Origin of the sequence: Burkholderia gladioli (assembly GCF_000959725.1) — a bacterium.
GTDB lineage: Bacteria > Pseudomonadota > Gammaproteobacteria > Burkholderiales > Burkholderiaceae > Burkholderia > Burkholderia gladioli.
The window spans coordinates 508,589-535,481 of record NZ_CP009322.1; the positions used below are offsets into that span (position 1 = coordinate 508,589).

The 26,893-nt window shown below is 70.3% G+C and carries 10 protein-coding genes; 8 read left to right on the forward strand and 2 right to left on the reverse strand.

Translation table 11 applies throughout. The features are described from left to right. Positions 1 to 6: 6 nt before the first annotated feature. From BM43_RS40125 to gstA, 5 genes are all read left to right on the forward strand, one after another. Entirely contained in the window at positions 7 to 17,745 is a 17,739-nt protein-coding gene (locus BM43_RS40125; protein ID WP_144417621.1) for an SDR family NAD(P)-dependent oxidoreductase, read from the forward strand. A 791-nt stretch (positions 17,746 to 18,536) separates the two neighbouring features. Then, a complete protein-coding gene (locus BM43_RS03260) occupies positions 18,537 to 19,025 on the forward strand; it encodes a hypothetical protein (RefSeq protein WP_042286520.1) in 489 nt (162 codons plus the stop codon). 35 nt (positions 19,026 to 19,060) lie between these two features. After that, positions 19,061 to 19,987, forward strand: coding sequence for a DUF1571 domain-containing protein (locus BM43_RS03265; protein ID WP_036056880.1), 927 nt, complete (start codon positions 19,061 to 19,063; stop codon positions 19,985 to 19,987). Positions 19,988 to 20,035: 48 nt separating this feature from the next. Next, positions 20,036 to 20,230, forward strand: a complete 195-nt coding sequence (locus tag BM43_RS40130; protein ID WP_144417622.1) for a hypothetical protein — start codon at positions 20,036 to 20,038, stop codon at positions 20,228 to 20,230. Then, complete coding sequence (gene gstA / locus BM43_RS03270; RefSeq protein ID WP_036056878.1) at positions 20,227 to 20,838, forward strand: glutathione transferase GstA; 612 nt, start codon at positions 20,227 to 20,229, stop codon at positions 20,836 to 20,838. The genes BM43_RS40130 and gstA overlap by 4 nt, the downstream gene beginning before the upstream one ends. Positions 20,839 to 20,906: 68 nt before the next feature. On the opposite strand, the gene BM43_RS03275 is transcribed toward gstA, so the two are convergent. Continuing rightward, the gene (locus BM43_RS03275; RefSeq protein WP_036056877.1) at positions 20,907 to 21,863 is read right to left on the reverse strand and encodes a LysR family transcriptional regulator; all 957 of its coding nucleotides are present in this window, start codon (positions 21,861 to 21,863) and stop codon (positions 20,907 to 20,909) included. Between the two features lie 281 nt (positions 21,864 to 22,144). Between BM43_RS03275 and BM43_RS03280 the strand changes: the two genes are divergently transcribed. From BM43_RS03280 to sfnG, 3 genes are all read left to right on the forward strand, one after another. After that, complete coding sequence (locus tag BM43_RS03280; RefSeq protein WP_036056876.1) at positions 22,145 to 24,271, forward strand: TonB-dependent receptor; 2,127 nt, start codon at positions 22,145 to 22,147, stop codon at positions 24,269 to 24,271. After that, positions 24,268 to 25,152 carry a molybdate ABC transporter substrate-binding protein gene (modA, locus tag BM43_RS03285; RefSeq protein WP_080742263.1) on the forward strand — a complete coding sequence of 295 codons (885 nt, stop codon included), beginning with the start codon at positions 24,268 to 24,270 and terminating at the stop codon, positions 25,150 to 25,152. The genes BM43_RS03280 and modA overlap by 4 nt, the downstream gene beginning before the upstream one ends. Positions 25,153 to 25,297: 145 nt before the next feature. Then, positions 25,298 to 26,392, forward strand: coding sequence for a dimethylsulfone monooxygenase SfnG (gene sfnG, locus BM43_RS03290; RefSeq protein ID WP_013689691.1), 1,095 nt, complete (start codon positions 25,298 to 25,300; stop codon positions 26,390 to 26,392). A gap of 80 nt (positions 26,393 to 26,472) precedes the next feature. Here the strand turns inward: sfnG and BM43_RS40135 are convergent, their stop codons facing one another. Next, on the reverse strand, positions 26,473 to 26,784 hold the full coding sequence (locus BM43_RS40135; protein WP_124076795.1) for a hypothetical protein: 312 nt from the start codon (positions 26,782 to 26,784) through the stop codon (positions 26,473 to 26,475). Between the last annotated feature and the right edge of the window lie 109 nt (positions 26,785 to 26,893).

Below are 26,893 nucleotides of genomic sequence, written 5' to 3' on the forward strand. Positions count from 1 at the left end.
TGCAGCGTGAAACGACAAATCGTGACGCTTTTGCAGCAGTACCAGGCGGGTCGGATGTCGGAGGCGGAACTGAAGCGGGAATACGCGCGCCTGCGCGAGGACGAGGGCGCGCAGGCGGCTACGCACGACGAGCGGCTCGCGGCCGGCGCCGTGCCGTGCCGGCGGGTGATGGTCGACGGCCCCGGCTCGATCGACGACATGCGCGTGGTCGAGACCTGGCTCGCGCCCCCTGGCGGTAGCGAGGTGCTGGTCGACACGGTGGCGTTCTCGCTGAATTTCGGCGATCTGCTGTGCCTGAAGGGACTGTATCCGACCATGCCGGCCTATCCGTTTACGCCCGGCTTCGAGGCGGCCGGCGTGGTGCGGGCGGTGGGCGAGCGCGTGCAGCGCTTTGCGCCGGGCGACCCGGTGATCGTCACGGCGAGCCCGCTGCTCGGCATCCAGTCGAGCGTGATCGTCGCCGACGAGGCGCAACTGGTCGACAAGCCGCCGTTCCTCGACTACGAGCAGGCGGCCTCGCTGCTGACGGTCGGCCTGACGGTGGTGGAGGCGTTCCGGCGCATGCGCCTGGCCGCGGGCGAGACGATCCTGATCCAGAGCGCTACCGGCGGCACCGGCCTGGTGGCCGTGCAGCTCGCGCTGCATGCCGGCGCCACGGTGATCGCGACGGCCAGCGCGGCGGCCAAGCTCGACTATCTGCGCGCGATGGGCGTGCATCACACGATCCATTACGTCGAGCAGGATTTCGAGGCGGAGGTGATGCGCCTGACCGGCGGACGCGGCGTCGACGTGGTGCTCAACGCGCTGGCCGGCGACTACATCCAGAAGGGCCTGAATTGCCTGAGCCCGCGCGGCCGCTACGTCGAGATCGCGATGACGGGGCTGAAGTCGGCGCGCAACATCGACCTGAGCCGGCTCTCGAACAACCAGAGCTTTCACAGCCTCGACCTGCGCAAGCTGCTGCTCGACCTGCCCTCGTATGCGCAAGGGCTGGGCGAGGAGCTGTTCGAATTCGCCGCGCGCGGCGTGGTGAACGTGCCGATCGGCCAGCGCTTCGATTTTTCCCGGCTCGCGGACGCCTATCGCTACATCGAGGATCGCCGCAACATCGGCAAGGTGGTGGTCGGCGTGGCGGGGCCGCATACGCCCGAGCGCGCCACGCCCAAGCCGCTCGCGGCACGCGCGTTCGCACCGGCGCCGGGCGCGGCGGCGGCTACGGCCACCGCGGCGGAATTCTCGAGCCCGGCCGCGCAGGCCGTCTCGCGCGATGCGCCGATCGCGATCATCGGCATGTCCGGACGTTTCGGCGCGGCCGGCGACATCGATGCGTTCTGGCGCTGCGTGGCCGACGGCGTGAGCCTGATCGGCCCGCTGCCGCCGGAGCGCGCCGCGCTGTTCCGCTCGCTGGAGGCGGGCGAGGCGGGCAAGCTCGCGCATCGCGGCTGGAGCAGCCACCTCGAGGCGATCGAGGCGTTCGATCCGCTGTTCTTCAATATCTCGGGGGTCGAGGCGCGCCACATGGACCCGCAGCAGCGCCTGTTCCTCGAGGAGAGCTGGCGCGCCCTGGAGGATGCGGGATTGACGCCCGCGCGGCTCGACGGCAGCCGCACCGGCGTCTATGCAGGCGCGGCCGACAGCAAGTACGGCAGCTACGTGCGCGAGGACGAGGTCGGCCATTCGTTCTGGGGCACGGCGCCCTCGATCCTGCCGGCGCGCGTGGCGTATTTCCTGAACCTGAAGGGGCCGGCGGTGACGATCGACACGGCCTGTTCGAGCTCGCTGGTCGCGATCCACCTCGGATGCGAGAGCCTGCGCAACCACGAGACCGACCTGATCCTGGCCGGCGGCGCGTTCCTGCAGGCCACGCCGCATTTCGGCGCGGCCGCCGGCAATGCGCAGATGCTGGCCGCCGACGGCAAGTGCCATACCTTCGACGATCGCGCCAACGGCATGGTGTCGGGCGAGGCCGTCGCGGTGCTGGTGCTCAAGCGGCTCGACGAGGCCCGTGCCGACGGCGACCGGATCCACGGCGTGATCGTGGGCAGCGGCATCAACCAGGACGGCGCCACCAACGGCATCACGGCGCCGAGCGCGCTCGCGCAGCAGCAGTTGCAGACCGACGTGTATGCGCGCTTCGGCATCGATCCGGACGGCATCCAGTACGTCGAGGCGCACGGCACCGGCACCTCGCTCGGCGATCCGATCGAGATGCGCGCGCTGACCGACGCGTTTCGTCGCCATACCGAGCGCCGCGGCTATTGCGCGATCGGTTCGGTCAAGACCAATGTCGGCCACACCGTCACGGCGGCCGGCGTGACCGGCGTCGTGAAGGTGCTGATGGCGATGCGGCATCGGCTGCTGCCCGCCTTGCTGAACTACGAGGTGCCGAATCGCCATATCGATTTCGAGACGAGTCCGTTCTTCGTCAATACCGAGGCGCTGCCGTGGACGCCCGCGCCCGGCGGCGTGCTTCGCGCGGCGGTCAGTTCGTTCGGCTTCAGCGGCACCAATGCCCACCTGGTGCTGGAGAGCCACCACGATGCGCGCGCGGCGCGCGCGGCTGCCGACGCGCCGCAACTGCTGGTGCTGTCGGCACGCACGCCCGAGCGGTTGCGCACCCATGCCGCGCGCGTGGCCGGCTGGCTCGCCGCCAATCCGGCCTGCGATCTCGAGGCCGTCGCCTGCACCCTGCAGACGGGCCGCGAGGCGATGTCGCAACGTGTTGCGCTGGTGGCGCGCGATGCCGCCGACGCCGCGCATCGATTGGCGCGATGGGCGCAGCGGGAAGGCGCCGACGACGGCGACCACGGGCTGCTGCTCGGCCAGGTGAAGCGACCGGGCGCCGTGCTCGATGCGCAGGCGGTGCGAGCCCTGCTCGACGAGACGGGCCGTGAAGGCGGCTTGCGCGAGCTGGCGCGGCGCTGGGTCGAAGGCATGCGTTGCGATTGGCAGGCCCTGTATCCGGGAGAGCGGCCGCTGCTCGCGGATCTGCCGACGTATCCGTTCGCGCGCGAGCCTTATTGGGCTGCGCCGCTCGCGGAGGACGGGGAGGGCGAGGGTGGGGCGCTGGATGCGGCGGTGGTCTCGCCCGCGGCCGAAGTGGAGAAGAAGGCTGAGTGGGTTGATTCGGCGCACGCGGCGGGTTTGGCGGAGGCGGCGGATGCCGCCGGCGAGGCCGGGCCTTCGCTGTCATCGGCACGGATGCTGGAGCCGGTCTGGTTGGCCGGGCCGGCGGCGCCAGCCTTGGAGGCGCCGGCGGCACGCTGGATCCTGGTGGAAGGCGAGGCCGCGCGCGTGATCGTGCCTGAAGAGGCATCGACGCGCGTGATCGCACTCGCCGACAGCGACGCGTCGAGCGCGCGTCACTCGCTCGCTCGGCGCTACACGGCGCAGGTCGGGCAGGTATTCGCGTTGCTGCGTGAATGGCTGGCCACGCATCCGCGCACGCCGCTGCGGGTGCAGCTCGTGCGGTTCGGCGGGCAGGCCGAGGGCGCCGCGCTGGACGGCGTGATTGCCTTGATCAAGAGCCTCGCTCGAGAAAATCCGCTGCTGTCGGGCCAGGCGATCCGGATGCCGGTGGATGTCGCGCCGGCCGTGCTCGCGCAACGACTGGACGACGATGCGCGCCGTCACGGCGATCGCGAGATTCGCTATCGGGCCGATGGTGTACGCGAGGTGCTGACGTTGCGCGCCTGGCCTGAGACGGAAGCACCATCCTCGCCGTGGCGCGAGGGCGGCGTGTACCTGATCACGGGCGGCGTGGGCGGGCTGGGTCGGCTGCTGGCGGGCCGTCTGGCGGCGACGGTACAGGGCGTGAAGCTCGTGTTGGCCGGGCGGCGCGCGGCCTCGGCCGAGACGGACGAAGTGATCGGGGCACTGCACGCGCGTGCGGTAGTGAGCGGCGGCAGCGTGCGCTACGTATCGCTGGACGTGACGGATGCGCCGGCGGTGCATGCCGCGTTGGCGGATATCGTGGCGCGCGAGGGCGCCTTGCACGGCGTGCTGCACGCGGCGGGCCTGATCGACGACGCCTATGCCCTGCGCAAGACAGCGGCGAGCCTCGACGCGGTGCTGGCGCCGAAGGTGGCGGGCACGGTGAACCTGGACGCGGCGAGCGCGCAACTGGACCTGGACTGCTTCGTGCTGTTCTCGTCGATCGCCGGCGTATGGGGCAATGTGGGGCAGGGCGATTACGCGGCGGCGAACGCGTTCGAGGACGGATTCGCGCGCTACCGGGCGAGCCTGGTGGAAGCGGGGCTGAGGCGTGGCGCGTCGGTATCGGTGGCGTGGCCGTGGTGGGCCGAAGGCGGCATGCGGCTGGGCGAGGAGGCGGAGCGGGCGCTGCGGGAGGCGGGATGGCCGGGGCTGGGCACGGAGCCGGGAATGCGGCTGCTGTCGCAGGCGGTGACGTCTGGGCGGCCGTGCGCGGTGGTGCTCGGCGGCGAGCCGGCGGGCCTGGGCCTGGATCTGGCGGCGACCGAGCCGGTTGCCGCGCTTGCCGCGCGAGAACCGGGGCACGAGGTGGACGCGCAATGGCGCGAACGCGTCGTGCAGCGTCTGAAGGTGCTGTTCGCGTCGGTGACGCAACTGCCGGTATCGCGCATCGACAGCGAGGAAGCGCTCGAAAGCTACGGCATCGATTCGGTGCTGATCACGCGCTTGAACCGCGAGCTGGAGAAGACCTTCGAGGCGATCCCGAAGACCTTGTGGTTCGAATATCCGACGCTCGCCGGATTGGCGGGTTACCTGAGCGAGCATCACGCGGCGGCGTGCCTGGGCTGGGTGGGCCCGGTTCGCGCGGCGGCTGCGGCCGCTGCCGAGCCCAGGCCGAGGGACAAACTGGCCGTCGAGGCGCGCAAGCCGGCGCCGACGCTTGCAGCCGAAGCACGCCCTCGCGAGGGCATCGCGATCATCGGGCTGGCGGGCCGCTACCCGCAAGCGCCGGACCTGAACGCGTACTGGGAGAACCTGCGCGAGGGACGCGACTGCATCACCGAGATCCCGGCCGAACGCTGGTCGCTTGACGGCTTCTATTGCGAGGACGTCGAGCGGGCGGTGTCCGAGGGGCTCAGCTACAGCAAGTGGGGTGGCTTCATCGAAGGCTTCGCGGATTTCGATCCGCTGTTCTTCAACCTGTCGCCGCGCGAGGCGGAGGGGATCGACCCGCAGGAACGGCTGTTCATGCAGACCTGCTGGCACGTGATCGAGGATGCGGGATACACGCGCGATTCGCTGGCGCGTCGTCATGGCGGGCGGGTGGGCGTGTTCGCGGGGATCACCAAGACCGGTTTCGAGCTGCACGGCCCCGAGCTGTGGCGGCGCGGCGTGCCGGCGTTTCCTCGCACCTCGTTCAGCTCGGTGGCGAACCGCGTGTCGTACTTCCTGAACCTGCACGGCCCGAGCCTGCCGATCGACACGATGTGCTCGTCGTCGCTGACGGCGATCCACGAAGCCTGCGAGCACCTGCTGCGCGACGAGTGCGAGCTGGCGATCGCGGGCGGGGTCAACCTGTACCTGCACCCGAGCAGCTACGTGATGCTGTGCCTGAGCCGCATGCTGTCGCCGCGAGGGCGGTGCCGCAGCTTCGGCGAGGGCGGCGACGGGATGGTGCCGGGCGAGGGCGTGGGCGCGGTGCTGCTCAAGCGCTTGAGTGCGGCCGAGGCGGATGGCGATCGGATCCACGGCGTGATCCGGGCGAGCGCGATCAATCACGGCGGCAAGACCAACGGCTACACGGTGCCGAATCCGGGGGCGCAGCGGGAGCTGATCGTATCGGCGCTGGCGAAGTCGGGGATCGAGGCACGCGACATCGGTTACGTGGAGGCGCACGGCACGGGCACGGAGCTGGGCGATCCGATCGAGATCGCGGGGCTGTCGCAGGCGTATGGCGATACGGGAGGGTCGAGCTGCGCGATCGGCTCGGCGAAGTCGAACATCGGGCACGCGGAGAGCGCGGCGGGGATCGCCGGGTTGACCAAGGTGCTGCTGCAGATGCGTCACGGGGAGCTGGTGCCGAGCCTGCACGCGCAGCGGCCGAATCCGCACATCGATTTCGGTCGCACGCCGTTCCGGTTGCAGACGGCGCTGTCGGCGTGGCCGCGGCCGGTGTGCGAGGAAGCGGGCGAGCGACGCGAGCGCCCGCGCATCGCGGCGATCTCGTCGTTCGGAGCGGGCGGTGCGAATGCGCACCTGATCGTGGAGGAATATCGGGACCTGCGGGAGCAACCGGCAAGTGGCGGTGAGGGGGAGCCGTCGGCGCTGGTGCTGTCGGCCAAGAGCGAGGGGCAATTGCGGGAGGTGGCCGAACGCCTGCTCGCCGCGCTGCGCGAGGGTAGTTGGTCGGATGCGGACCTGGCCGATATCGCCTACACGCTGCAGGTGGGCCGTGAAGCCTTCGAGCATCGGCTCGCCCTGGTGGCCGGCTCGATCGCCGAAGCCATCGACGAACTCGACCGCTTCGTGCGCGGCATCGATTCCGAAGGCGAACGCCATCTCGACGATATCCGCCGCCACAAGGACAGCAAGGACACGCTGGACGCGTTCGCCGCCGATGACGATCTGCGTGGCACGCTCGACTCCTGGTTCGACAAGCGCAAATATCCTCGCCTGCTCGATTTGTGGGTCAAGGGCGTCGACCTCGACTGGGGGCGCCTGCACGACGGCCGCGGGCGCCGGCGCGTGCCGCTGCCCACTTATCCGTTCGCGAGCGAGCGGCTCTGGCTCGCCCTCGAACCGAAGCCGGCGAGCGTGACGCGGGACAAGCCGTTCGTCGTCCTGCATCCGCTGCTGCATCGCAATACCTCGAACTTCGACGGCCAGCGCTTCAGCAGCGAGTTCGACGGCGAGGAATTCTTCCTGCGCGAACATGTCGTCGACGGCATGCGCCTGCTTCCGGGTTCGGCCTACGTGGAGATGGCGCGCGCGGCGTGGTGTGCGTCGAGCGAGGCCGACCTGCTGGCGCCGCTGGCCGTCACGCTGCGGGGCCTGACCTGGCTGAAGCCGGTCGCGGTCGAGACCGCGCCGGTCAGCGTGCATCTGTGGCTCGACGAGGACGAGCACGGCGCGATCGCCTTCGAGGTCGAGGGCGACACGCCCGAGGCCGGCGAGGCCCCCGTGTTCTGTCGCGGCGAGATCGGCTGGCTCGACGATCCGGAAAGGTCCGCGCCCGCCGCGCTCGATCTCGATGCGCTGCGGGCCCAGTGCGCGCGGCTGCGCCTGAGTCCCGACCAGTGTTATGCCGTGTTCGACGCGAGCGGCATCGCCTACGGCAGCTCGTTCCGCACCATCGTGCATGCCGAGGTGGGACACGGCCAGGCGCTGCTCGAACTGGCCTTGAGCGAAGCCCGGCTTGCCGACCTGCATCGCTACCTGCTGCATCCGGCCTTGCTCGACGGCGCGCTGCAGGGCTGCGCCTGCGTCGAGCTGGGTGCCGCGGCCGACGAGGCGGCGCCGGCCCGTCCCATGCTGCTGTTCGCGATCGACCGGATCGACCTGCTCGGCGCCTGCGGCGCGCGGATGTGGGCCGCCGTGCGTCGCACCACCGATCGCGACGCCGCGGTGCGCCGCTACGACATCGACCTGTGCGACGACGCCGGCCGCATCCAGGCGCGGCTGTCGGGCGTCAGCGCGCGCGTGCTCGATGCCGGCGCGACGACCGCCGACTCGGCGCGCGGCGATACGGCCCTGCTGCTCGCGCCGACCTGGGAGCGCCTGCGGGCCTTGCCCGAGCCGGCCGCCTCGCCGCGTCTCGCGGGCGAGACCTGGCTGGCCGCCAGTGCCGACATGGCGGCGCTCGGCATGGCCGCCGCCTCGGCCGCGCCGCGCCGTCTCGTCGATCCCCATGGTGCCAGTGTCGAGGCACTGGCCGCGCAACTGCGCGGCTCGGCGGCCATCGCCGAAGTGATCTGGGTCGCCCCCGATGCGGCCGCGACGGACGCGGGCGCGCTCGACGCGCGGCGTCTGCGCGAGGCCCAGACGCGCGGCGTGCTGGCTTGCCTGCGTCTGATCAAGGCGCTGCTGATGCTGGGCTGCGATGCTCGGCCGCTGCGCTTCGTCGCGATCACGTCCGGCGCGCTGCCGGTGATCCCGCGCGAGCGCATCGATCCGGCCCACGCGGGCGTGCACGGCCTGGTCGGCGCCCTGGCGAACGAGTATCCGAAATGGACGGTCACGGTCGCCGACATCGAGCCGGGCAGCAACCCGCAGGCGCTGCCCGCGCCGCGCCGCTGGCCCGGCGCCCAGGCGGGCGCCAGCCACGCCTGGCGGCATGGCGCCTGGTACCGGCAGGCGCTGGCCCGCTGCGAGTGTCCGGCGCCCCGGCGGCCGGTGTTTCGCGAGGGCGGTGTGTACCTGATCGTCGGCGGTGCCGGCGGGATCGGCGAAGTGCTCAGCGAGCAGTTGATCCTGCGGCACCGCGCGCAGCTCGTCTGGCTCGGCCGGCGCCCGGAGGACGCGGCGATCACGGCCCGGCTGGACCGGCTGGCCGCGCTCGGCCCGCGTCCGCGATACCTGCGGGCCGATGCGACGCGGCGCGACGCGCTGGCGCCTGCCCTGGCCGAGCTGCGCGCGCGGCATCCGGTGATCCACGGCGTGATCCACTCGGCGGTGGGCCTGTTCGACGAGAGCCTGGCCGGCACCACGCCCGAGCATTTCGCCGAGGTCCTGGCCGCGAAGACCGAGATCAGCATCAACCTGGCCGACCTGTTCGCCGATGCACAGCTCGACTTCATGCTGTTCTTTTCCGGGCTCAACGCGTTTTCGCGCGATGCCGGCAAGAGCGGTTATGCGGCCGGCTGCGTGTTCAAGGACGCGCTGGCGGAGCGCCTGAACCAGGCTCGCCCGTATCCGGTGAAGGTGGTGAACTGGGGCTGGTGGGGCGAGGTCGGTGCCGCGGGCGCGGTGCCGCAGGCATACCGCAATCGCGTCGAACTGGCCGGCGTGCGGGCCATCGACGCCGACGACGCGATGCTCGCGCTGGAGCGCCTGCTCGGCGGGCCGTTCGAGCGGCTCGGTCTGCTCAGGCTCACGCACGACGAGGCGCGGCGCTGGACCGGCGCGGCACCCGCCACGCTGCGCGGCCTGGTGCCGGGTGTTACCGCCTCGGTGCGCGCGGCGCTGCCCGGCGACGAGGCGGCCGCGCCGCCGGTCGAGAATGCCTCGACGAGCGAATTCCGGCGCGTCGATGACGGGCTCGGCACGCTGCTGGCCGCCGTGCTCGACGACGCGGGCCTGCTGTCCGTCGCGGCCGATTCCGTCGCCGGGGCCGCGGCCGACACGCGCCTCGGCGTCGATGCGCGCTGGTTGCGGGCGAGCCTCGATACCCTGGCGCTGCGCGGCCTCGCCGCGCCGGCCGCCGATCGCGCCGCGCGGGCGCGACGGCTCGCCGAGGCCTGGGCGAGCTGGGAGGCGGGCTTGCCCGGCTGGCTCGCCAACCCCGACCTGCGTGCCCAGGTACGGCTGGTCGATACCATGCTGCGCGCGCTGCCGGCCATCCTCGGCGGCACCACGCGCGCGACCGACGTGATGTTCCCGAACGCGTCGATGGCGCTGGTCGAGGACATCTACAAGAACAACGCGGCAGCCGATCACTTCAACGCGCTGCTGACCGGACATCTGGTGCGCCACGTCGAGGCCCTGCTGGCGCGCGATCCGTCGGGCCCGATCCGCATCCTGGAGATCGGCGCGGGAACGGGCGGGACCAGCCGGGGCGTATTCGAGGCGCTGGCGCCGTATCGCGAGCGGATCGCGGCCTACACCTACACCGACATGTCGCAGGCGTTCCTGATGCATGCGCGCGAGCACTATGCCGCGCGGGCGCCGTATCTCGACTGCCGGATCTTCGATGTCGAACAAGCGCCGCGCGCGCAGGGCATCGAGATCGGTACCTACCAGGTGGTGATCGCGGCGAACGTGCTGCATGCGACCCGGGACATCCGCGACACGCTTGCGCATGCGAAGGCCGCGCTGGCACCCGGCGGCCTGTTGCTGCTCAACGAGATCACGGCGTTCAGCCTGTTCGCGCATCTGAGCTTCGGCCTGCTCGAGGGCTGGTGGCGCTACGAGGATGCCGAGCTGCGCCTGCCCGGCACGCCGGCGCTCGGCGTGGAGGGCTGGTGTCGCGCGCTCGCCGAGACGGGGTTCGTCGAGGTGGTCACCCTGCCCGCGCAAACGGTCGAGATCGGGCAGCGGATCATCGTCGCGCATGGCGACGCCATCGTGCGCGAGGCGGCCGTGGCACCGACGCGGCAGGCGGCCGGCGCGATCGAGCCGGCACGCGGCGCCGAGCCGGCGTCGATGGCCGTGCCGGCCACCCGTGGCAAGCCGGTCGCCTCCGGCGAGCCGGCGGCGAGCAGGGTGCCGGTCGCGCCGGCGGCCGCTGCCGATGGCGCCGCCGGGCCGTCCACGGATGCGCGCCTGCGCGAGGCCGGCATCGAACGGCTGCGCGAGCTGGTCGGCCGCACGCTGAAACTGCCTCCGCAACGGATCGACGTGGCCGAGCCGTTCGAGCGTTACGGGATCGATTCGATCCTGGTAGTGCAGTTGACCGACGCGATCAAGGACAGCTTCCCCGGCATCACCAGCACGGTGTTCTTCGAATACCGGACCATCATCGGCCTGGTCGACCACCTGCTGGCCACGCGGCGTGATGCGCTGTGCCGCTTGACGGGGTTCCGCGCCGAAACTTCGGCGGCTGCGTTGGCTGTGCCGGCGGCGCTGAGCGCGGCCGCCGTGCCGCCTGCCGTGCAGGCGCGTCCGGTGGCCGTCGCGCGCGGACGGCGGCGTTCGCGCCGCGCCGCGATGCCGGCGACCGCGACCACCGAGACGCAGGCGCCCGGCCGCGAGGCTCCTCGGCGCGAAGGCATCGCGATCATTGGCCTGGCGGGCCGCTACCCGCAAGCGCCGGACCTGAACGCGTACTGGGAGAACCTGCGCGAGGGACGCGACTGCGTCACCGAGATCCCGGCCGAACGCTGGTCGCTCGACGGCTTCTATTGCGAGGACGTCGAGCGGGCGGTGTCCGAGGGGCTCAGCTACAGCAAGTGGGGTGGCTTCATCGAAGGCTTCGCGGATTTCGATCCGCTGTTCTTCAACCTGTCGCCGCGCGAGGCGGAGGGGATCGACCCGCAGGAACGGCTGTTCATGCAGACCTGCTGGCACGTGATCGAGGATGCGGGATACACGCGCGATTCGCTGGCGCGTCGTCATGGCGGGCGGGTGGGCGTGTTCGCGGGGATCACCAAGACCGGTTTCGAGCTGCACGGCCCCGAGCTGTGGCGGCGCGGCGTGCCGGCGTTTCCTCGCACCTCGTTCAGCTCGGTGGCGAACCGCGTGTCGTACTTCCTGAACCTGCACGGCCCGAGCCTGCCGATCGACACGATGTGCTCGTCGTCGCTGACGGCGATCCACGAAGCCTGCGAGCACCTGCTGCGCGACGAGTGCGAGCTGGCGATCGCGGGCGGGGTCAACTTGTACCTGCACCCGAGCAGCTACGTGATGCTGTGCCTGAGCCGCATGCTGTCGCCGCGAGGGCGGTGCCGCAGCTTCGGCGAGGGCGGCGACGGGATGGTGCCGGGCGAGGGCGTGGGCGCGGTGCTGCTCAAGCGCTTGAGTGCGGCCGAGGCGGATGGCGATCGGATCCACGGCGTGATCCGGGCGAGCGCGATCAATCACGGCGGCAAGACCAACGGCTACACGGTGCCGAATCCGGGGGCGCAGCGGGAGCTGATCGTATCGGCGCTGGCGAAGTCGGGGATCGAGGCACGCGACATCGGTTACGTGGAGGCGCACGGCACGGGCACGGAGCTGGGCGATCCGATCGAGATCGCGGGGCTGTCGCAGGCGTATGGCGATACGGGAGGGTCGAGCTGCGCGATCGGCTCGGCGAAGTCGAACATCGGGCACGCGGAGAGCGCGGCGGGGATCGCCGGGTTGACCAAGGTGCTGCTGCAGATGCGTCACGGGGAGCTGGTGCCGAGCCTGCACGCGCAGCGGCCGAATCCGCACATCGATTTCGGTCGCACGCCGTTCCGGTTGCAGACGGCGCTGTCGGCGTGGCCGCGGCCGGTGCGCGAGGAAGCGGGCGAGCGGCGCGAGCGCCCGCGCATCGCGGCGATCTCGTCGTTCGGAGCGGGCGGGTCGAACGCGCACCTGATCGTGGAGGAATATCGGGACCGGCGGGAGCGGCCGGCAAGCGGCGGTGAGGCGGAGCCGTCGGCGCTGGTGCTGTCGGCCAAGAGCGAGGGGCAATTGCGGGAGGCGGCCGAACGCCTGCTCGCCGCGCTGCGCGAGGGTAGTTGGTCGGATGCGGACCTGGCCGATATCGCCTACACGCTGCAGGTGGGCCGTGAAGCCTTCGAGCATCGGCTCGCCCTGGTGGCGAAGACCCTGGACGACGCCATCGAGCGCCTCGATGCCTGGCTGGCCGGCCATCGCGCCGAAGCGGCCGTGTTCGAGGGCGACACGAGCACCGGCAACAGCGCGCTCGCATTGCTCTCGCGCGACGATACCTTCGAGGCCGCGGTTCGCCAGTGGCTCGCGCAACGCAAGCTGTCGCATCTGCTCGAACTATGGGTTGCCGGGCTCGAGATCGACTGGACGCCGCTTCACGCGGCGTGCGCGCGGCGCCCGGTCGGCCTGCCGCTCTACCCGTTCGCAGGCGAGCGGTATTGGCTGCCGGTCGGCCAACACGAGGGCCCGCTCGATCCGGATCCGCGAGGCGGCGGTGGTGGGCGTGCCGCGCGGCGCGATGCAGCCGGATCGCCCGGACACGAAGCGCATGCCGGCTCACCCGCTGATGCGGATGCCCTGGCCAGCGCGAGCGCTGACCAGGCCATGCCGCTGCTCGACTACGAGGAGACCTGGGTGGCGGCGCCGGTCGCCGCTACCGCGGCAGGCGGCACGCCGCCCGACGGGGTGCGCCGGCTACTCCATTTCACCGCGCGGCTCGACGGCGACGACGCGCTGACCTCGGCGTTCGCGGCGCGCGGCGAGCCTGTCGAGGTGATCCGCGTGAGCCTGGGCGAGCGCGAGGCACGGCTGGCCGCGGACCACCACATGCTGGCCGGTACCGACGAAGCCGCGCTGCGTCGCCTGTTCGCCGCCCTGGCGCAGGAGCACGAGGCGGCGCCGCTCGGCATCGTCTATGGCTGGCAGGTCGGGCAGCCCAGGCTGGCGGCCCTGCATGCGCTGCTGCGGGCCGCGGCCGCCGAAGGCGCGCCCTTGCGGCGGCTCGTGGTGCTGGGCAAATGGGGCACCGATCTGTCGAGCTGCGACGATCAGGCGGTGATCGGCCTGATCCGCTCGCTGCGCTTGTCGATGCCGCAGGTCGGCACCCTTGCGCTGTTCGGCGACGGCATGTCGCCCGGCGCCACCGAGATCGCCGCGGAGTGGCGCGCGAGCGGCGAGGTGCTGCGATACGGGGCGGCGGGGCGCGAGCGGCTGAGCTGGCGCGCGGTGCCCGTCGATGCGGCCACCCCGGCGAGCGGCGCTCGTGCCGCGGGCCTGCGCGAGCGCGGTGCCTATCTAATCACGGGCGGCGCGGGCGGCCTGGGGCGCTTGCTCGCGACCCATCTCGCGCGCCGCTATCACGCGCGGCTGGCCGTGCTTGGGCGGCGCCAGCCCGATGCCTCGACCGACGCGCTGCTCGCCCAATTGCGCGAGCTCGGGGCCAGCGACGCGGTCTACCACGCCGTTGACGTCGCCGATTCGCACGCGCTGTCGGAGATCGTCGCCGGGCTTCGCGCGCGCTGGCAGGGGCTGCACGGCGTGATCCACGCGGCCGGCGTGGAGTCGCGCGGCAGCCTGCTCGAGCGCACGGCCTCGCAGCTCGAGGCCGTGGTGTCGCCTAAGGTGGCGGGCACGCGGGCGCTCGACCAGGCGACGGCGAGCGAGGCGCTCGATTTCTTCTGCTGCTTCTCCTCGTCGTCGGCCGTGCTGGGCGATGGTGGCGCGGGGGATTACGCGGGGGCGAACCGCTATCAACTGGCTTTTGCCGCGCATCGGAATGCGCGCGTGGCGGCGGGCGAGCGTGCGGGGCGCACGGTGTCGCCGGCCTGGCCGCTGTGGCGCGACGGCGGCATGGGGGCAGTCGAGTCCGAGGGCGTCGACCTGTACCTGCGCAGCAGCGGGCAGCGTTTCCTGGAACGCGACGAAGGGCTGGCCGCCTGGGAGCGGCTGCTCGTCGCGGGGCCGGCGCAAGACCTCGTTCTCGCCGGCGATCGGGCTCGCCTCGAACGCGCGCTCGATCATGTCTGTCGCGGCTACGCCGTGCTCGATGCCGATTGGGGGGCACCGGCATCCCGGCCAGCGCCGCCTCGCGTCGCCGCCGAGATCGATCCGGCCGCACTGATGCCGCGTGCCGTCGAGATCGTGAAGGCCGGCATCGAGGCGATCCTGAAGCTGCCGCCCGAGCGTGTGCGCGACGGCGCGCAGTTCGCCGATATCGGCTTCGATTCGGTCGGCCTGGCCCAGCTGGCGCGCTGGCTTGGGCGGGAACTCGCCATCGACCTGACGCCGGCCGTGTTCTTCGACTACAGCACGGTTGCCAGACTGGCCGCGCATCTGCGCGACTCGCATCCGCTTGCGCTGGCCTGCTCGGATGACGAGGCCGTCGGCAGCGGGCCGGACGCGCCGTCGCGGGCGCTGCCGGCGGTGACCACGGCCATGGCCGCGCCCGCGACGGCGGCTGCGATGCGGCCCGTGCCGGCGCCGCCGGATCAGGGCGGGGTGGCGATCATCGGCGTTTCGGTGCGCACGGCGGGGGCGAACGACGCGGGCGAGCTCTGGGAGCTGCTGCGCTCGGGACGCCGGGCGATCGGCGAAGTACCGGCCTCGCGCTGGGACTGGCGGCCGTACTTCAGCGGTCCGGGCGAGGCGTCCAATCGCATCGCCACCCATCGAGGCGCCTTCATCGAGGGGCTGGACGGCTTCGACCCGCTGTTCTTCGAGATCTCGCCGCGCGAGGCGCAGTGGATGGACCCGCGCCAGCGGCTGATCCTGGAGGAAGCCTGGCGGGCCTTCGAGGATGCCGGCTACGCGGGCGAGCGGCTGCGCGGCAGCCGCTGCGGGGTGTTCATCGGGGTGGAGGAAGGCGTGCCGGGCGAGGCGGCCGACGGCCTGGCGACCAGCCACCACAACGGCATCCTGGCGGCGCGGATCTCGTACGTGCTGGACCTGAAGGGGCCGAACCTGGCGATCAACACGGCCTGCTCGTCGGGGCTGGTGGCGGTGCACACGGCCTGCCAGAGCGTGCAGCGCGGCGAATGCGAGCTGGCGCTGGCCGGCGGCGTGAACGTGCTGAATTCGCCGCTCACCTACGTGGCGCTGACGCAGGGCGGGATGCTGTCGTCAAGCGGCGAGTGCCATGCGTTCGACGCGCGCGCGGACGGCATGGTGCCGGGCGAGGCGGTGGCGGCGGTGGTGCTGAAGGACCTGGCGCGCGCGCAGGCGGACGGCGACCCGATCCACGGGGTGATTCGCGCGAGCGGAGTGAACTACGACGGTCGCACCAACGGCATCACGGCGCCGAGCGCGCGTTCGCAACGCGCGCTGATCAGCGAGGTGCTGGAGCGGGGCGGGATCGAGGCGGAGCGGATCGAGGCGGTGCTGGCGCACAGCGTGGGTTCGCCGCTGGGGGATCCGATCGAGGCGCGGGCGTTGTGCGAGGCGCTGGGTGAGGGGCTGGGTGAAGGGCTGAATGAGGGGCTGAATGAGGGGCTGAATGAGGGGACGCAGACGCGGGTGCTGGGCTCGGTGAAGCCGCAGATCGGGCATACCTTCGCGGCGTCGGGGGTGGTGAACGTGATCGCGATGTGCGCGTCGCTGCGGCACGGGCTTCGGCTGGGCATCGCGAACCACGAGGTGGCGAACCCGGATCTGCGGATCGGCGATGGGGCGCTGAGCCTGGGTGCCGGGGCGCAGCCGTGGCCGAAGCGGGCGGGGGTGGCGCGCTGCGGTCTGGTGAGCGCGACGGGGATGAGCGGGACGAATGCGTGCGTGGTGATCGAGGAGGCGCCGGAGGCGGCGTCGGGCGCGGTTGGGAAGGAGACGAGGCGGGAGTGGCTGGTGAAGCTGTCGGCGCGGGAATCGGGTGCGCTGCGGGAATCGGCGCGTCGCCTGCGCGCCTGGCTGGGCGGCGAGGCCGGGGCGGAGGTGGAGCTGGACGCCTTGTCGCTGACGCTGGACGTGGGGCGGGAGGCGATGCGTTATCGGCTGGCGATGGTGGTGGGGGCGGGAGGATCGGAGGAGGGACGCTCGGGGCTGATGGCGGCGCTGGACGCGTATCTGGAAGGCGCGGAGGGCGCCGCGTTGGCAGGCAAGGGCGTCTATGCCGGCGAGGTGGCGGACGAGGGGATGGAGGAAGCGGGAAGCGCGGCGCTCTCGAAGGCATCGGCGCTGTCTGGCCAGGCGCGGGACTGGTGCGAGGGGCTGCGCACGGACGATGCGGTGCTGCATCGAGGCGGCCGGCCGAGGCGTCTCGCGGGGCTGCCGACCTATCCGTTCGCGCACGGCCGCGATGAGGCACGGGCCATCGGCGCGGACGAAGCGGCGGCCGATCCGGTACTGGCGCTCGTCGCCGGCTTCTCGAAGCACGGGGGCGCGGGCCTGGATGCCACCCGGCCGCTGGCCGCGCTCGGCATCGATTCGCTGCTGATGATGCAACTGGTCGAGGCGATCGAGCGCCGTTTCGGCGTGGCCCTGACGCTCGACGATCTCGCGCGATGCGTCACGCTCGGCGAACTGCGCGACCGCGTGTTGGCCGGCGAGCGCGTTTCGGACACGCCGACCCAGCGCGATCCGGTGTTCGAGATCCTGCAGTCGCGCGGCAGGCGATCGCCCGCGGTGTGGTTCCACGGTTCGATGGGCACCGTGCAGGCTTATCTCGGCCTGGCGCGGGCGATCGGGGACGAGGTGCCGTTCCATGCCTTCCAGTCGCGCGGCCTGCGCGGCGAGGATGCGCCGCTGGCCGACCTGGGCGAGATGGCCGCGCTCTACACGCGGCGGCTGCTCGCGCGGCAGCCCGACGAGAGCCGGGCGTTTCGGCTCGGCGGTTATTCCCAGGGCGGCCTGCTGGCCTACGAGGTCACGCGGCAACTGCAGCTGGCGGGCCGACGCGTCGAAAGCCTGGTGATGGTCGACACGCCCTATGCCTATGGCGACATGGCCCTGAAGGACGATGACGATACCGACAGCCTGCGGCTGGCGATCGTCTACGTGAACCTGCTGCTGATGAACGGGCTCGGCGATTTTTCCGACCTGGCCGAGGTGCACCGGCCCGGCATCGACCCGGCCGAGTTGCTGCCGGCCCTGGTCCGCGCCGGCATCGACCGGGGCTTGCCCTATACGCCGCAGGCGCTGGGCCAGCTGATCGAGCGCCATCACCGGGTGGCACGCGCCAACGAGACGGCGGCGCGGACCTACCTGCCCGCCGACCTGCCGCATCCGGGCCAGCCGGTCGTGCATTACTTCGCACGACGCCATCCGCAGGTCTATTTCGATCCCGCGCGTTTCAGCGGCCCGATGGTGGAGTGGACGAATCGCTACTTCGCCGACAAGGATTGCGCGAGTCGCTGGCAGCGGCACCTGCCGGCGTGGCACCATCACGCCACGCCGGCCGTCGATCATTTCGCGATGCTGACGGACTCTGCCTCGTTCGCGGCGATCGTGCGGACCTGTCGCGAGCTGTATCTCGGCTCGGGAAGCACGACGGACCAGGCCGGCGCCTTGCTGGTTTCCGGGCCGGCCTGAGACCGAGGACCGGCCGTGGCAGGGGCGGTGGGGCGGCGTTCTTCCCCCGCCGCCTTCTCGTCGCCTTCCCGCGGACCTGCTGCCGGTTCCACCTTACCAATTCCACCTGTTTTGCCACGGTGAATCCGCGTGCATCGCGAGTTTTTCGCGATGTCGCTCGCGCCCCACCCACGTAGTCGAACGCGCCCGTCATCGGGCAGCACGCCGACACCTCCTCTCGGCCGAGGATGGCGTGCCCGAATCCGGCCAGCCTCGGCGTGGGCGTCCCGCTGAAGCGCGTGCGGGATGTTGACGTCGATCCGGTCGAACTTCATTGCGCTGTCTTGTACCCGGAATGTAAGGAAGGCGAGGCAATGAAGGGCGGGATGAATCGGGGATCCTTCGCCGTGCCGTGCCGGGTGCGAGCCGATGGGCACCGATGCGTCATCGGCAAGGTCACGCGTGGCCGTCGCGATTCATGCAAGGTCCCGGCGCCGGGTTTTATGTCGTCGAGGCATCGCGGGCCCCGGCGCGCGGGGAGGCGCCGACAGCCCGGCGCCTGCTGCACCGCGGCAGAGCCTGCCGCGCGATCCTGGAATCCTGCGTAACAAACCCGACCTGAAAGATGGAATAGCGCCGATCGACAAACTGTTCTGGTAGGGCAGGCACACATTGCCATCCCGCCGACGCGCGACGTCTTCCACGCGTACCCGGCCTCGGCGATGTGTCCTGCCAGGCGTACCGATGGCGTCTTCAAGGTGTCGGCGCGATGCTCCGCGTCCCGCCACCCGCCCGTCGAACAGGACGAAATCATGCGTACTCTCATTGGACTCGGCATCGTGCTCGCCAGCTGCGCGGCCTGCACCACGCCGGTTGCCTCGCCATCCTCCCTGGCGGATCCCTCGCTCGGCACGGCGGGAGCGGCGGCGCCTCCCGTTTGCCGGAGCGTCAACACCAGCGCGGTGATCGACGGCGCCACGCAGAACCTGACCGGCCTGGCATGTCGCCAGCCCGACGGCAGTTGGCGGATCCAGCAGCCGGATGCGGCGATCGATGGGGATGCCGCGGTCCTGCCCGCCTACGCGGATTACGCGGTCTTCCCGTATTACGACCCCTGGTTCTACGGGCCCTGGACCTTCGGCTTCGGCGGCTCGTTCGTGTTCGTCCACCACTTCCACCATGTCGAGCACGGTCACTTCGGCGGATACGGCGGTTTTCACAACGGGTTCCATCACGGCGGCGGTTTCCATGGCGGCGGCTTCCACGCAGGCAGCAGCTTCCATGGCGGCGGTCGGCATTGATCCGTGATGTCGCGTCCGCGCGGCGGGAGCCCGCGATGAGCTTGCCCGCCTTCCTGAGGATCGCCGCGTGGCTGGCGATCGCGGCATGCATGTCGCCGCCGCTCGCGCACGGCGAAGCGGCGAGCGAGGTGTCGAGCGCGGCGGCGAGCGAGACCGCCGCGCCCGCCGGGCAGCCCGATGTTTCGCCGGCGCAGGTCGGTGCGCTGCCGCTCGATCGGCAGGTGCGCTGGCTGCGTCGCGCGGCCGAAACGGGCGCGCTGGAAAAGCTCGACGACGCGGCCCTGCTCGCGCTGTTCCAGTCGCTCGACGCGTCCACGGTGCCGCGCTACATCGAGCAAGGGCCCAACGCCTATGCCTCGTACGAATTCACGATGCGGCGCCAGGAGCGCATCCACGGCACCTGGCCGAGCCGGCCCGATCACATGCTGGTGCGTTTGAGCAGCAAGCCGCTGCGGATCTACGCGAAATGGCTGCCCGACGGCGCGCATGCCGGGCAGGAAATCATCTACGACGAGTCGCGCCGCCGCGACCAGTTGTATGGCCATCTCGGCGGCTTGCTGAACGTGCTGCCCGTGTGGGCCTCGTTGAACGGCGCGCTGGCGCGCACGCAGTCGCGCCATCAGGTGCGCGATATCGGCACGGCCTTCATCGCGGGCCAGTTCCTGGCCGAGGGCGCGAAGCTCGGGGAGGCGGGAGGCCAGCATCCGGCGCGCATCGAGGTGAAGACCATCGACGGCGTGCGCGTCGTCGCGTTCACCTACGAAACGCCGACCGGCCAGCCCGAGTACTACGCGAAGAAGGAAACGCTGGGGCTCGATCTGCGGCATCCGTGGTTCCGGACCGCCGAATCCTATGACAACGACGGCCGCCTCTTCGAGCAGGTGGTGTTCGAGACGATCACGCCGCGGGACTTCGACGATTCGGCGTTCGATCCCGCCAATCCCACATACCGGTTCCACTGAACCGGGCAAGCCGCGTCGACAAGGTCGAGGTGCTTGCCGGGAACGGCATTGTTCAAGAATCCGAACGATGAATTCGGGCGGCTGCCGTATATGGGCAAGCCGCGCGTCGATAGAATTTTCCTCGACGAATCTTCTTCCGCCGGGATCGCGAGTCCGCGGCACGCGGCCGACGAAGATCGTTTCGAAGACAGTCTGCCGGCCGGCGATGTCGACTCCTCGTCCCGACAAAAGGAAACATCATGAAGCTGTACTTTGCGCCCGGCTCCTGCGGGCTCGCTCCGCAGATCGCATTGCGAGAGGCCGACCAGGCCTTCGAACTGGTGAAGGTGGACTTCGCCACCAAGCAGACCGCCGAGGGCGACTATTTCAAGGTGACGCGAAAGGGCTTCGTGCCCGCCTTGCAGATCGGCGAAGGCGAGGTGCTCACGGAAGGCGCCGTGATCCTGCAATGGATCGCGGATGCCCGCCCCGAACGCGCGCTGCTGCCGTCCACCGGCACGCGGGAGCGCTACACGGCGCTGGCGTGGCTGAATTTCGTCGCGACCGACCTGCACAAGGGCATGGCGGTGATGTTTTCACCGTTCGTGGACGAGGCCTCGAAGGCCCGCTTCGCCGAAGGCAACCTGGCTCGGAACTTCGCCTACGTCGACCGGCACCTGGCGCGGCACGACTACCTGCTGGGCGAGCGATTCTCGGTGGCCGACGCCTATCTCTACAACGTGCTGTGCTGGCCGCCGCGCGTGGGCATCGACATCTCCGGCCACGCGCATATCCAGGCCTTCATGGCGCGCATGGCACGGCGGCCGAGCGTGCGCGCGTCGCGGGAAGCCGAGGGCTTGCCGGTCGAGTGAGCGCAGCGGCCGGGCCGCGCGGCCGTCGCCCGCGCGGCGGCGGCTGTATCGCCGGATCCGCGGGCGATTCACGGCTGCGCGAGCAGGCCGCTTCGAGAAGGATGGGCCATCTTGCCGTGGCACACGGCGGGATGGCGGGAGAACAATTCGGCGATCCAGTCGACGAACACGCGCAGCTTGGCCGGGAGATGGCGATTGCGCGGATACACCACGTGCACGGGCAGCGGTTCGTTATGCCAACCGTCCAGTACCGGGACGAAGCGGCCGTCCTCGATCATCGGCGCCATCAGGAAGCTCGCCATCTGCACGATGCCCAGGCCCGACAGGCCCGCCGCCGTGTAGGCGTGGCTGTCGTTCAGGGCGATCCGGCTGGACAGCGCGACCTGGACCCGCTCCTCGCCGCGCACGAAGTGCCAGTCGAACACCTTCCCGGTGCGCGCCGAGAAGTAGCTGATGCAGCGATGATCGACCAGCTCGTCGGGATGCGCCGGCAGGCCGTGGCGTTTCACATAGGCGGGCGAGGCGCAGGTGAGGTAGTGCATGGTGCCGACCTGGCGCGCGATGAGGCTGGAATCGGGCAGGCGGCGCTCGCCGCGAATCGCGCAATCCACGCCTTCCTCGATCAGGTCCACCGGGCGATCGCCGCAGCCCAGCTCCAGCTGGATGCCGGGATACCGATCGAGGAAATCCGGCAGGGTGGGGATGATTACCTCGCTGGCCAGGCCGGTGGGCGCGTCGACGCGCAGGCGTCCCGACGGCTCGCGGCGGTTGCGGGACAGGGCGTCCTCGGCGTCGCGCACGTCCGACAGGATGCGCATGCATCGTTCGTAATAGACCGCGCCTTCGACGGTGACGCTGACGTGGCGCGTGGTCCGGTTCAGCAGCTTGACCGCCAGCGAGCGCTCCAGCGACTGGATCAGGGTGGACACGGTCGCCTTGGGCAGCTTCATGTTGTCCGCCGCGCGGGTGAAGCCGCCCGCGTCCACCACCTGGACAAACACTTCCATGGCTTGCAGCTTGTTCATGTCCGGTCCTCGATGGATTCGGCCGGCGCGGCGCGAGGGTGGCGAGAGCCGAATCTTATCCGGGCCGGGCCGCGCCTTGGGCCCTGCACCGTTCGCGAATCGAGAAGACTGAATTCTGCCGATCCGCGCTTGCGTTCGCGCTCCGGAAGACAGGTTTGTCTCACCCCGGGACACAGTGCCGGCGGCAACTGTGCTCTGCGCAACTGTGTTCGGTGTGGCGGATTATTTCGTTATATATTTAGAAGCATAACGACTTGATCCGCTGACACCTTCCTCTCCCCATGCATCTCCGCCGCCCCCGTTTCAGGGCGCTCTCGCTGGCCTGCGCCGGCGCGAGCGCTTCGTTCGCCGTTCATGCGCAGGACCCCGAGCTGCTGCTCGCCCCGGTCGTGATCAGCGGCCCCGCGCCGAGCGCGCTGCCGTCCTACCAGGTCGAGCGGATCCGCGTCGGCCCGCTCGGCGAGAAGGCCCTGCTCGACACGCCGTATTCGATCAGCGTGGTGCCCACGGCGCTGGCCACCAACCAGCAGCTCGAAAGCGTGCGCGAGGCGTTCCGCTTCATTGCCTCGGTGCAGGGCGAGAACATCCGCCCGCAGACGCGCGGCCTGCAGGCCGGCGTGGTGCAGAACACGCGCGTGGACGGCCTGAACGTGGCGGCCACCACCGACTATCCGATCGAGGAATTCGAGCGCATCGAGGTGCTGGGCGGGCTGTCGGGCGCGCTTTATGGCCCGGCCAATCCGGCCGGCACCTTCAACTTCGTGTTCAAGCGGCCGACCGATGCGCCGCTGCGCCAGTTCACGATCGGCTACGCCTCGCGCCAGTCGCTGCTGGAGCATCTCGATCTGGGCGGGCATTTCGGCAAGGACGACACCTTCGGCTACCGGCTCAACCTGCTGAACCAGAACGGCGAGAGCTACGCGCCCGGCAGCCGGCTGCGCCGCGAGCTGGCCAGCCTCGCCTTCGACGTGCGCTTCAACCGCGACACGCGGCTGGAAACCAACTTCAGCACCTATCACTACCTCGACACGGGTTTCCCCGGCACCTTCGCGCTGGCGCGCGGCGTGCCGTTCCCGGGCGCGCTCGATCCGACGCGCCAGGGTTACGGCCAGACCTGGGCCGGCGACGACAACGTCACCAACATCTACAGCGCCACGCTCAAGCACGACTTCGGCGAGGACTGGCATCTCACGGCGGGCCTGCTGCGCGAAACCAGCGATCGCGCCTCGACGGTGCCGACCTTGACGCTGGCCAACGCGGCCGGCGCCTACACGGCGACCACCGCCACCACCACCTTCAGCCTCGATTCGATCGTCAGCAACAACCTGGCGCTGAACGGCCGGACCTGGCTGGCGGGCATGTCGCACGATCTGGTGATCGCGAACACGGGTTTCTTCTGGAACCGCTACACGCCGTTCCAGACCGGCGCGATCACGCTGGGCCGCGGCAACCTCGCCGATCCGGCCAGCTTCGCCGAGCCGCCGCTGCCCGATTTCTCGAACCGCTTCCGCGCGGTGCGCACCATCCAGCAATCGCTGACGCTGGGCGACACGATCGGCTTCAATTCGCAATGGTCGGCGCTGCTGGCCGCGAGCCAGAGCTGGATCAGCGTGCGCAACTTCAACCGCGGCGGCTCGACCACCAGCCGCTACGACGCGAGCGGCATCAGCCCGACCGCGAGCCTGATCTACAAGCCGCGGCCGAACATGACGGCCTACCTGACCTACGCCGACAGCCTGCAGCAGGGCGACAGCGCGCCGAGCGGCAGCGCCAACGCGGGCGAGAGCCTCGCGCCCTATCGCAGCCGCGAGTGGGAGCTCGGCTACAAGCTCGAGATCGACACCATGAACCTCGGGCTGGCCCTGTATCGCATCCAGCGCCCCTATGCCTACGTGGGCGCGAACAACGTGTTCGCCAATGGCGGCGAGCAGGTCAACCGTGGGCTGGAGCTGAGCGCGAACGGCGCGGTGAGCCGCGATCTTCACGTCTACGCGGGGCTCTCGCTGCTCGATCCGCGCCTGTTCGACACCGGCTCGGCCGCCACCAGCGACAAGCAGATCCTCGGGCTCTCGAAGCTGGTGTTCAACGCGCTCATCGACTACAGCGTGCCGCGCGTGCCGGGCCTGGCCTTCAACCTGAACGTCAATCACGCGAGCCGGCGGCCGGGCAACTACAGCGACACGGATTTCGTCGACGGCTACACCGTGCTCGATCTCGGCGCCCGCTACCAGACCCGCATCGCGGGCCGCAAGGTGGTGCTGCGCCTGGCCGTCGACAACCTGACCAACCGCCAGTACTGGGCCAACATCGCCCCGACCGGCCAGAACGGTTTCAACAGCACGGACAACGGCACCGGCACGCTCGGCGCGCCGCGTACCGTGCGCGCTTCCATCCAGGTGGACCTATGACTTCCCGATTCACGCATCGACTCCCATTCCGACCCGCATCCCGACTCACATTCCGACCCGCATCCCGCTCGCTCGCCGCCGCGCTCGCGGCCTCGGCCCTGCTGGCCTTCACGATCCCCGCCGCGCGCGGCGCCGAGGCGCTGACGGTGTTCGCGGCCGGCAGCACCGGCGGCGCGCTGGCCACCATCGCGCACGACTACACCGCGGCCACCGGCCAGCCGGTCAAGCTGGTGACGGGCCCGGCGGGCCTGCTGCTGGAGCGCATCGAGGGCGGCGCCAGGGCCGACCTGTTCATCTCGGCCAACCTCGCGCATCCGCGGCGGCTCACGGCCGAAGGCAAGGCCGGACCGACCGTGGTGTTCGCGCGCAATCGCGTGTGCGTGAGCGCGCGCCCCGACGTGGGCCTGACCAGCGCCAAGCTGCTCGACAAGCTGCTCGATCCCGGCGTGAAGATCGGCACCTCCACGCCCAAGGCCGACCCCGGCGGCGATTACGCCTGGCTGCTGTTCGAGAAGGCCGGCACGCTGCGCGCCGGCGCCACGGCCGTGCTGGAGGCCAAGGCGCGGCAACTGGTGGGCGGGCGCAGCGCGCCCGAGGTGCCGGCCGGCGCCAACCCCGTCAAATACTTCATGCAGACGCATGTGGTGGACGTGTTCGTCGGGTATTGCAGCTCGCACGACACGCAGCCGGACCCGGCCTTCGTGCAGGTGGAACTGCCGCCCGAACTCGCGATCCAGGCCGACTACGGCATGACCGTGCTCGAGGGCCGTCACGACGAGGCCGCCTGGCGTTTCGCGATGTACCTGATGAGCCCGGCCGCGCAGGCCGTGCTGCCGCGCTACGGCTTCGGCGCGGTGGGACTGGCCGATCCGGGATCCTGAACGCTCGCGCGCTGGAATCCTTAGCTGAAATCCTTGGTTGTCCGCATCAAGCCCGGCTCCTAGCATGTCCCGACGACATCGCCGTGCCGCGCGCCCTGGCGCCCGGCACGGCTTCCTGTCGCCTGTTCATTCGAGGGACGAGCCGATGAGTCACGAGCCGGAAACACTGAAATTCGCCTACTGGGTGCCCAACGTCAGCGGCGGCCTGGTGGTCAGCAAGATCGAGCAGCGCACCAGCTGGGATATCGACTACAACCGCAAGCTCGCGCAACTGGCCGAGCGCAACGGCTTCGACTACGCGCTGTCGCAGATCCGCTTCACGGCCGGCTACGGCGCCGAGTACCAGCACGAATCGGTGGCGATCAGCCATGCGCTGCTGGCCGCCACCGAGCGCCTCAAGGTGATCGCCGCGATCCTGCCGGGGCCCTGGCATCCGGCGGTGGTGGCCAAGCAGCTCGCCACCATCGACCAGCTCACCGGCGGGCGCGTCGCGATCAACGTGGTCAGCGGCTGGTTCAAGGGCGAATTCACCGCGATCGGCGAGCCCTGGCTCGAACACGACGAGCGCTATCGCCGCTCCGAGGAATTCATCCGCGCCGTGCGCGGCGTCTGGACCGAGGACAACTTCACGTTCCGCGGCGACTTCTACCGCTTCCACGACTACACGCTCAAGCCCAAGCCGATCCAGCAGCCGCATCCGGAGATCTTCCAGGGCGGCAACTCGGCGGCGGCGCGCAGGATGGCCGCGGCCGTCTCCGACTGGTACTTCATGAACGGCAACACGCTCGAGGGCCATCGCGCGCAGATCGAGGAGATCGGCGCGGCGGCGGCCGAGCAGGGGCGCCGCGTGCGCTTCGGGGTGAACGCCTTCGTGATCGCGCGCGATACCGAGGAGGAGGCGCGCGCGGTGCTCGACGAGATCGTCCGGCATGCCGACGTGGAGGCCGTCAACGCCTTCGGCCACGCCGTCAAGCAGGCCGGCAAGGCCGCGCCCGAGGGGCAGGGCATGTGGGCCAACTCGAAGTTCGAGGACCTGGTGCAGTACAACGACGGCTTCCGCACCAACCTGATCGGCACGCCCGAGCAGATCGCCGAGCGCATCGTGGCGCTGAAGTCGATCGGCGTCGACCTGGTGCTGGCCGGCTTCCTGCACTACCACGAGGAGGTCGAATATTTCGGCCAGCGCGTGCTGCCGCTGGTGCGCGAGCTGGAGCGCCGGCGCGAGGCGCAGCCGGCCTGAACCCGCCGCCGGAAGCGCGGCGGTGGCGCCGATCGCCGGTACCGCCGCCGCGCTTCCCGGTTTGAAACGGAACGATCGTTTCAAACGTCATAATCGTGAAACCAAATCTCACTGTTAATCAACTGATTAACATAACGAAATGAAGGCCGGCAGAATGCCGGTCGATCGACATAGTCCTCCTCGCGCCCTTCCCTGGCGTCCCGTCGCGTTCTCCCCAACTCCCTTTCTTCGACCAGAAACCCCGGCTGGCGTGCCATCTGGCATAACGCGCCGAATTCGGGAAATGGATGTCGCATTCCGCTCACGCGCAATTCGCATAAAACAAGGGTTAGATTTCCTAACACAGCGTAACTCGTTTCAAAAGTATTTTTTTGTAGAGGGCGCTGTGTCATGGAAAATCCAGTACAGTCGCGGTGCTGGCAATTCATAACAATGAATCACGACGCAAACGGCACCATCGCCGGCCTGGCCAGGTCGGTCGATGCCGGCTCGGGCGGCGCG

Excerpts from the sequence above, each read along its gene's own strand:
- BM43_RS03275 (WP_036056877.1), bottom strand. The coding sequence starts at position 21,863 with ATGAACAAGCTGCAAGCCATGGAAGTGTTTGTCCAGGTGGTGGACGCG.
- BM43_RS03265 (WP_036056880.1), top strand. The coding sequence starts at position 19,061 with ATGAGCTTGCCCGCCTTCCTGAGGATCGCCGCGTGGCTGGCGATCGCG.
- gstA (WP_036056878.1), top strand. The coding sequence starts at position 20,227 with ATGAAGCTGTACTTTGCGCCCGGCTCCTGCGGGCTCGCTCCGCAGATC.
- modA (WP_080742263.1), top strand. The coding sequence starts at position 24,268 with ATGACTTCCCGATTCACGCATCGACTCCCATTCCGACCCGCATCCCGA.
- sfnG (WP_013689691.1), top strand. The coding sequence starts at position 25,298 with ATGAGTCACGAGCCGGAAACACTGAAATTCGCCTACTGGGTGCCCAAC.
- BM43_RS40135 (WP_124076795.1), bottom strand. The coding sequence starts at position 26,784 with ATGACACAGCGCCCTCTACAAAAAAATACTTTTGAAACGAGTTACGCT.
- BM43_RS03280 (WP_036056876.1), top strand. The coding sequence starts at position 22,145 with ATGCATCTCCGCCGCCCCCGTTTCAGGGCGCTCTCGCTGGCCTGCGCC.
- BM43_RS03260 (WP_042286520.1), top strand. The coding sequence starts at position 18,537 with ATGCGTACTCTCATTGGACTCGGCATCGTGCTCGCCAGCTGCGCGGCC.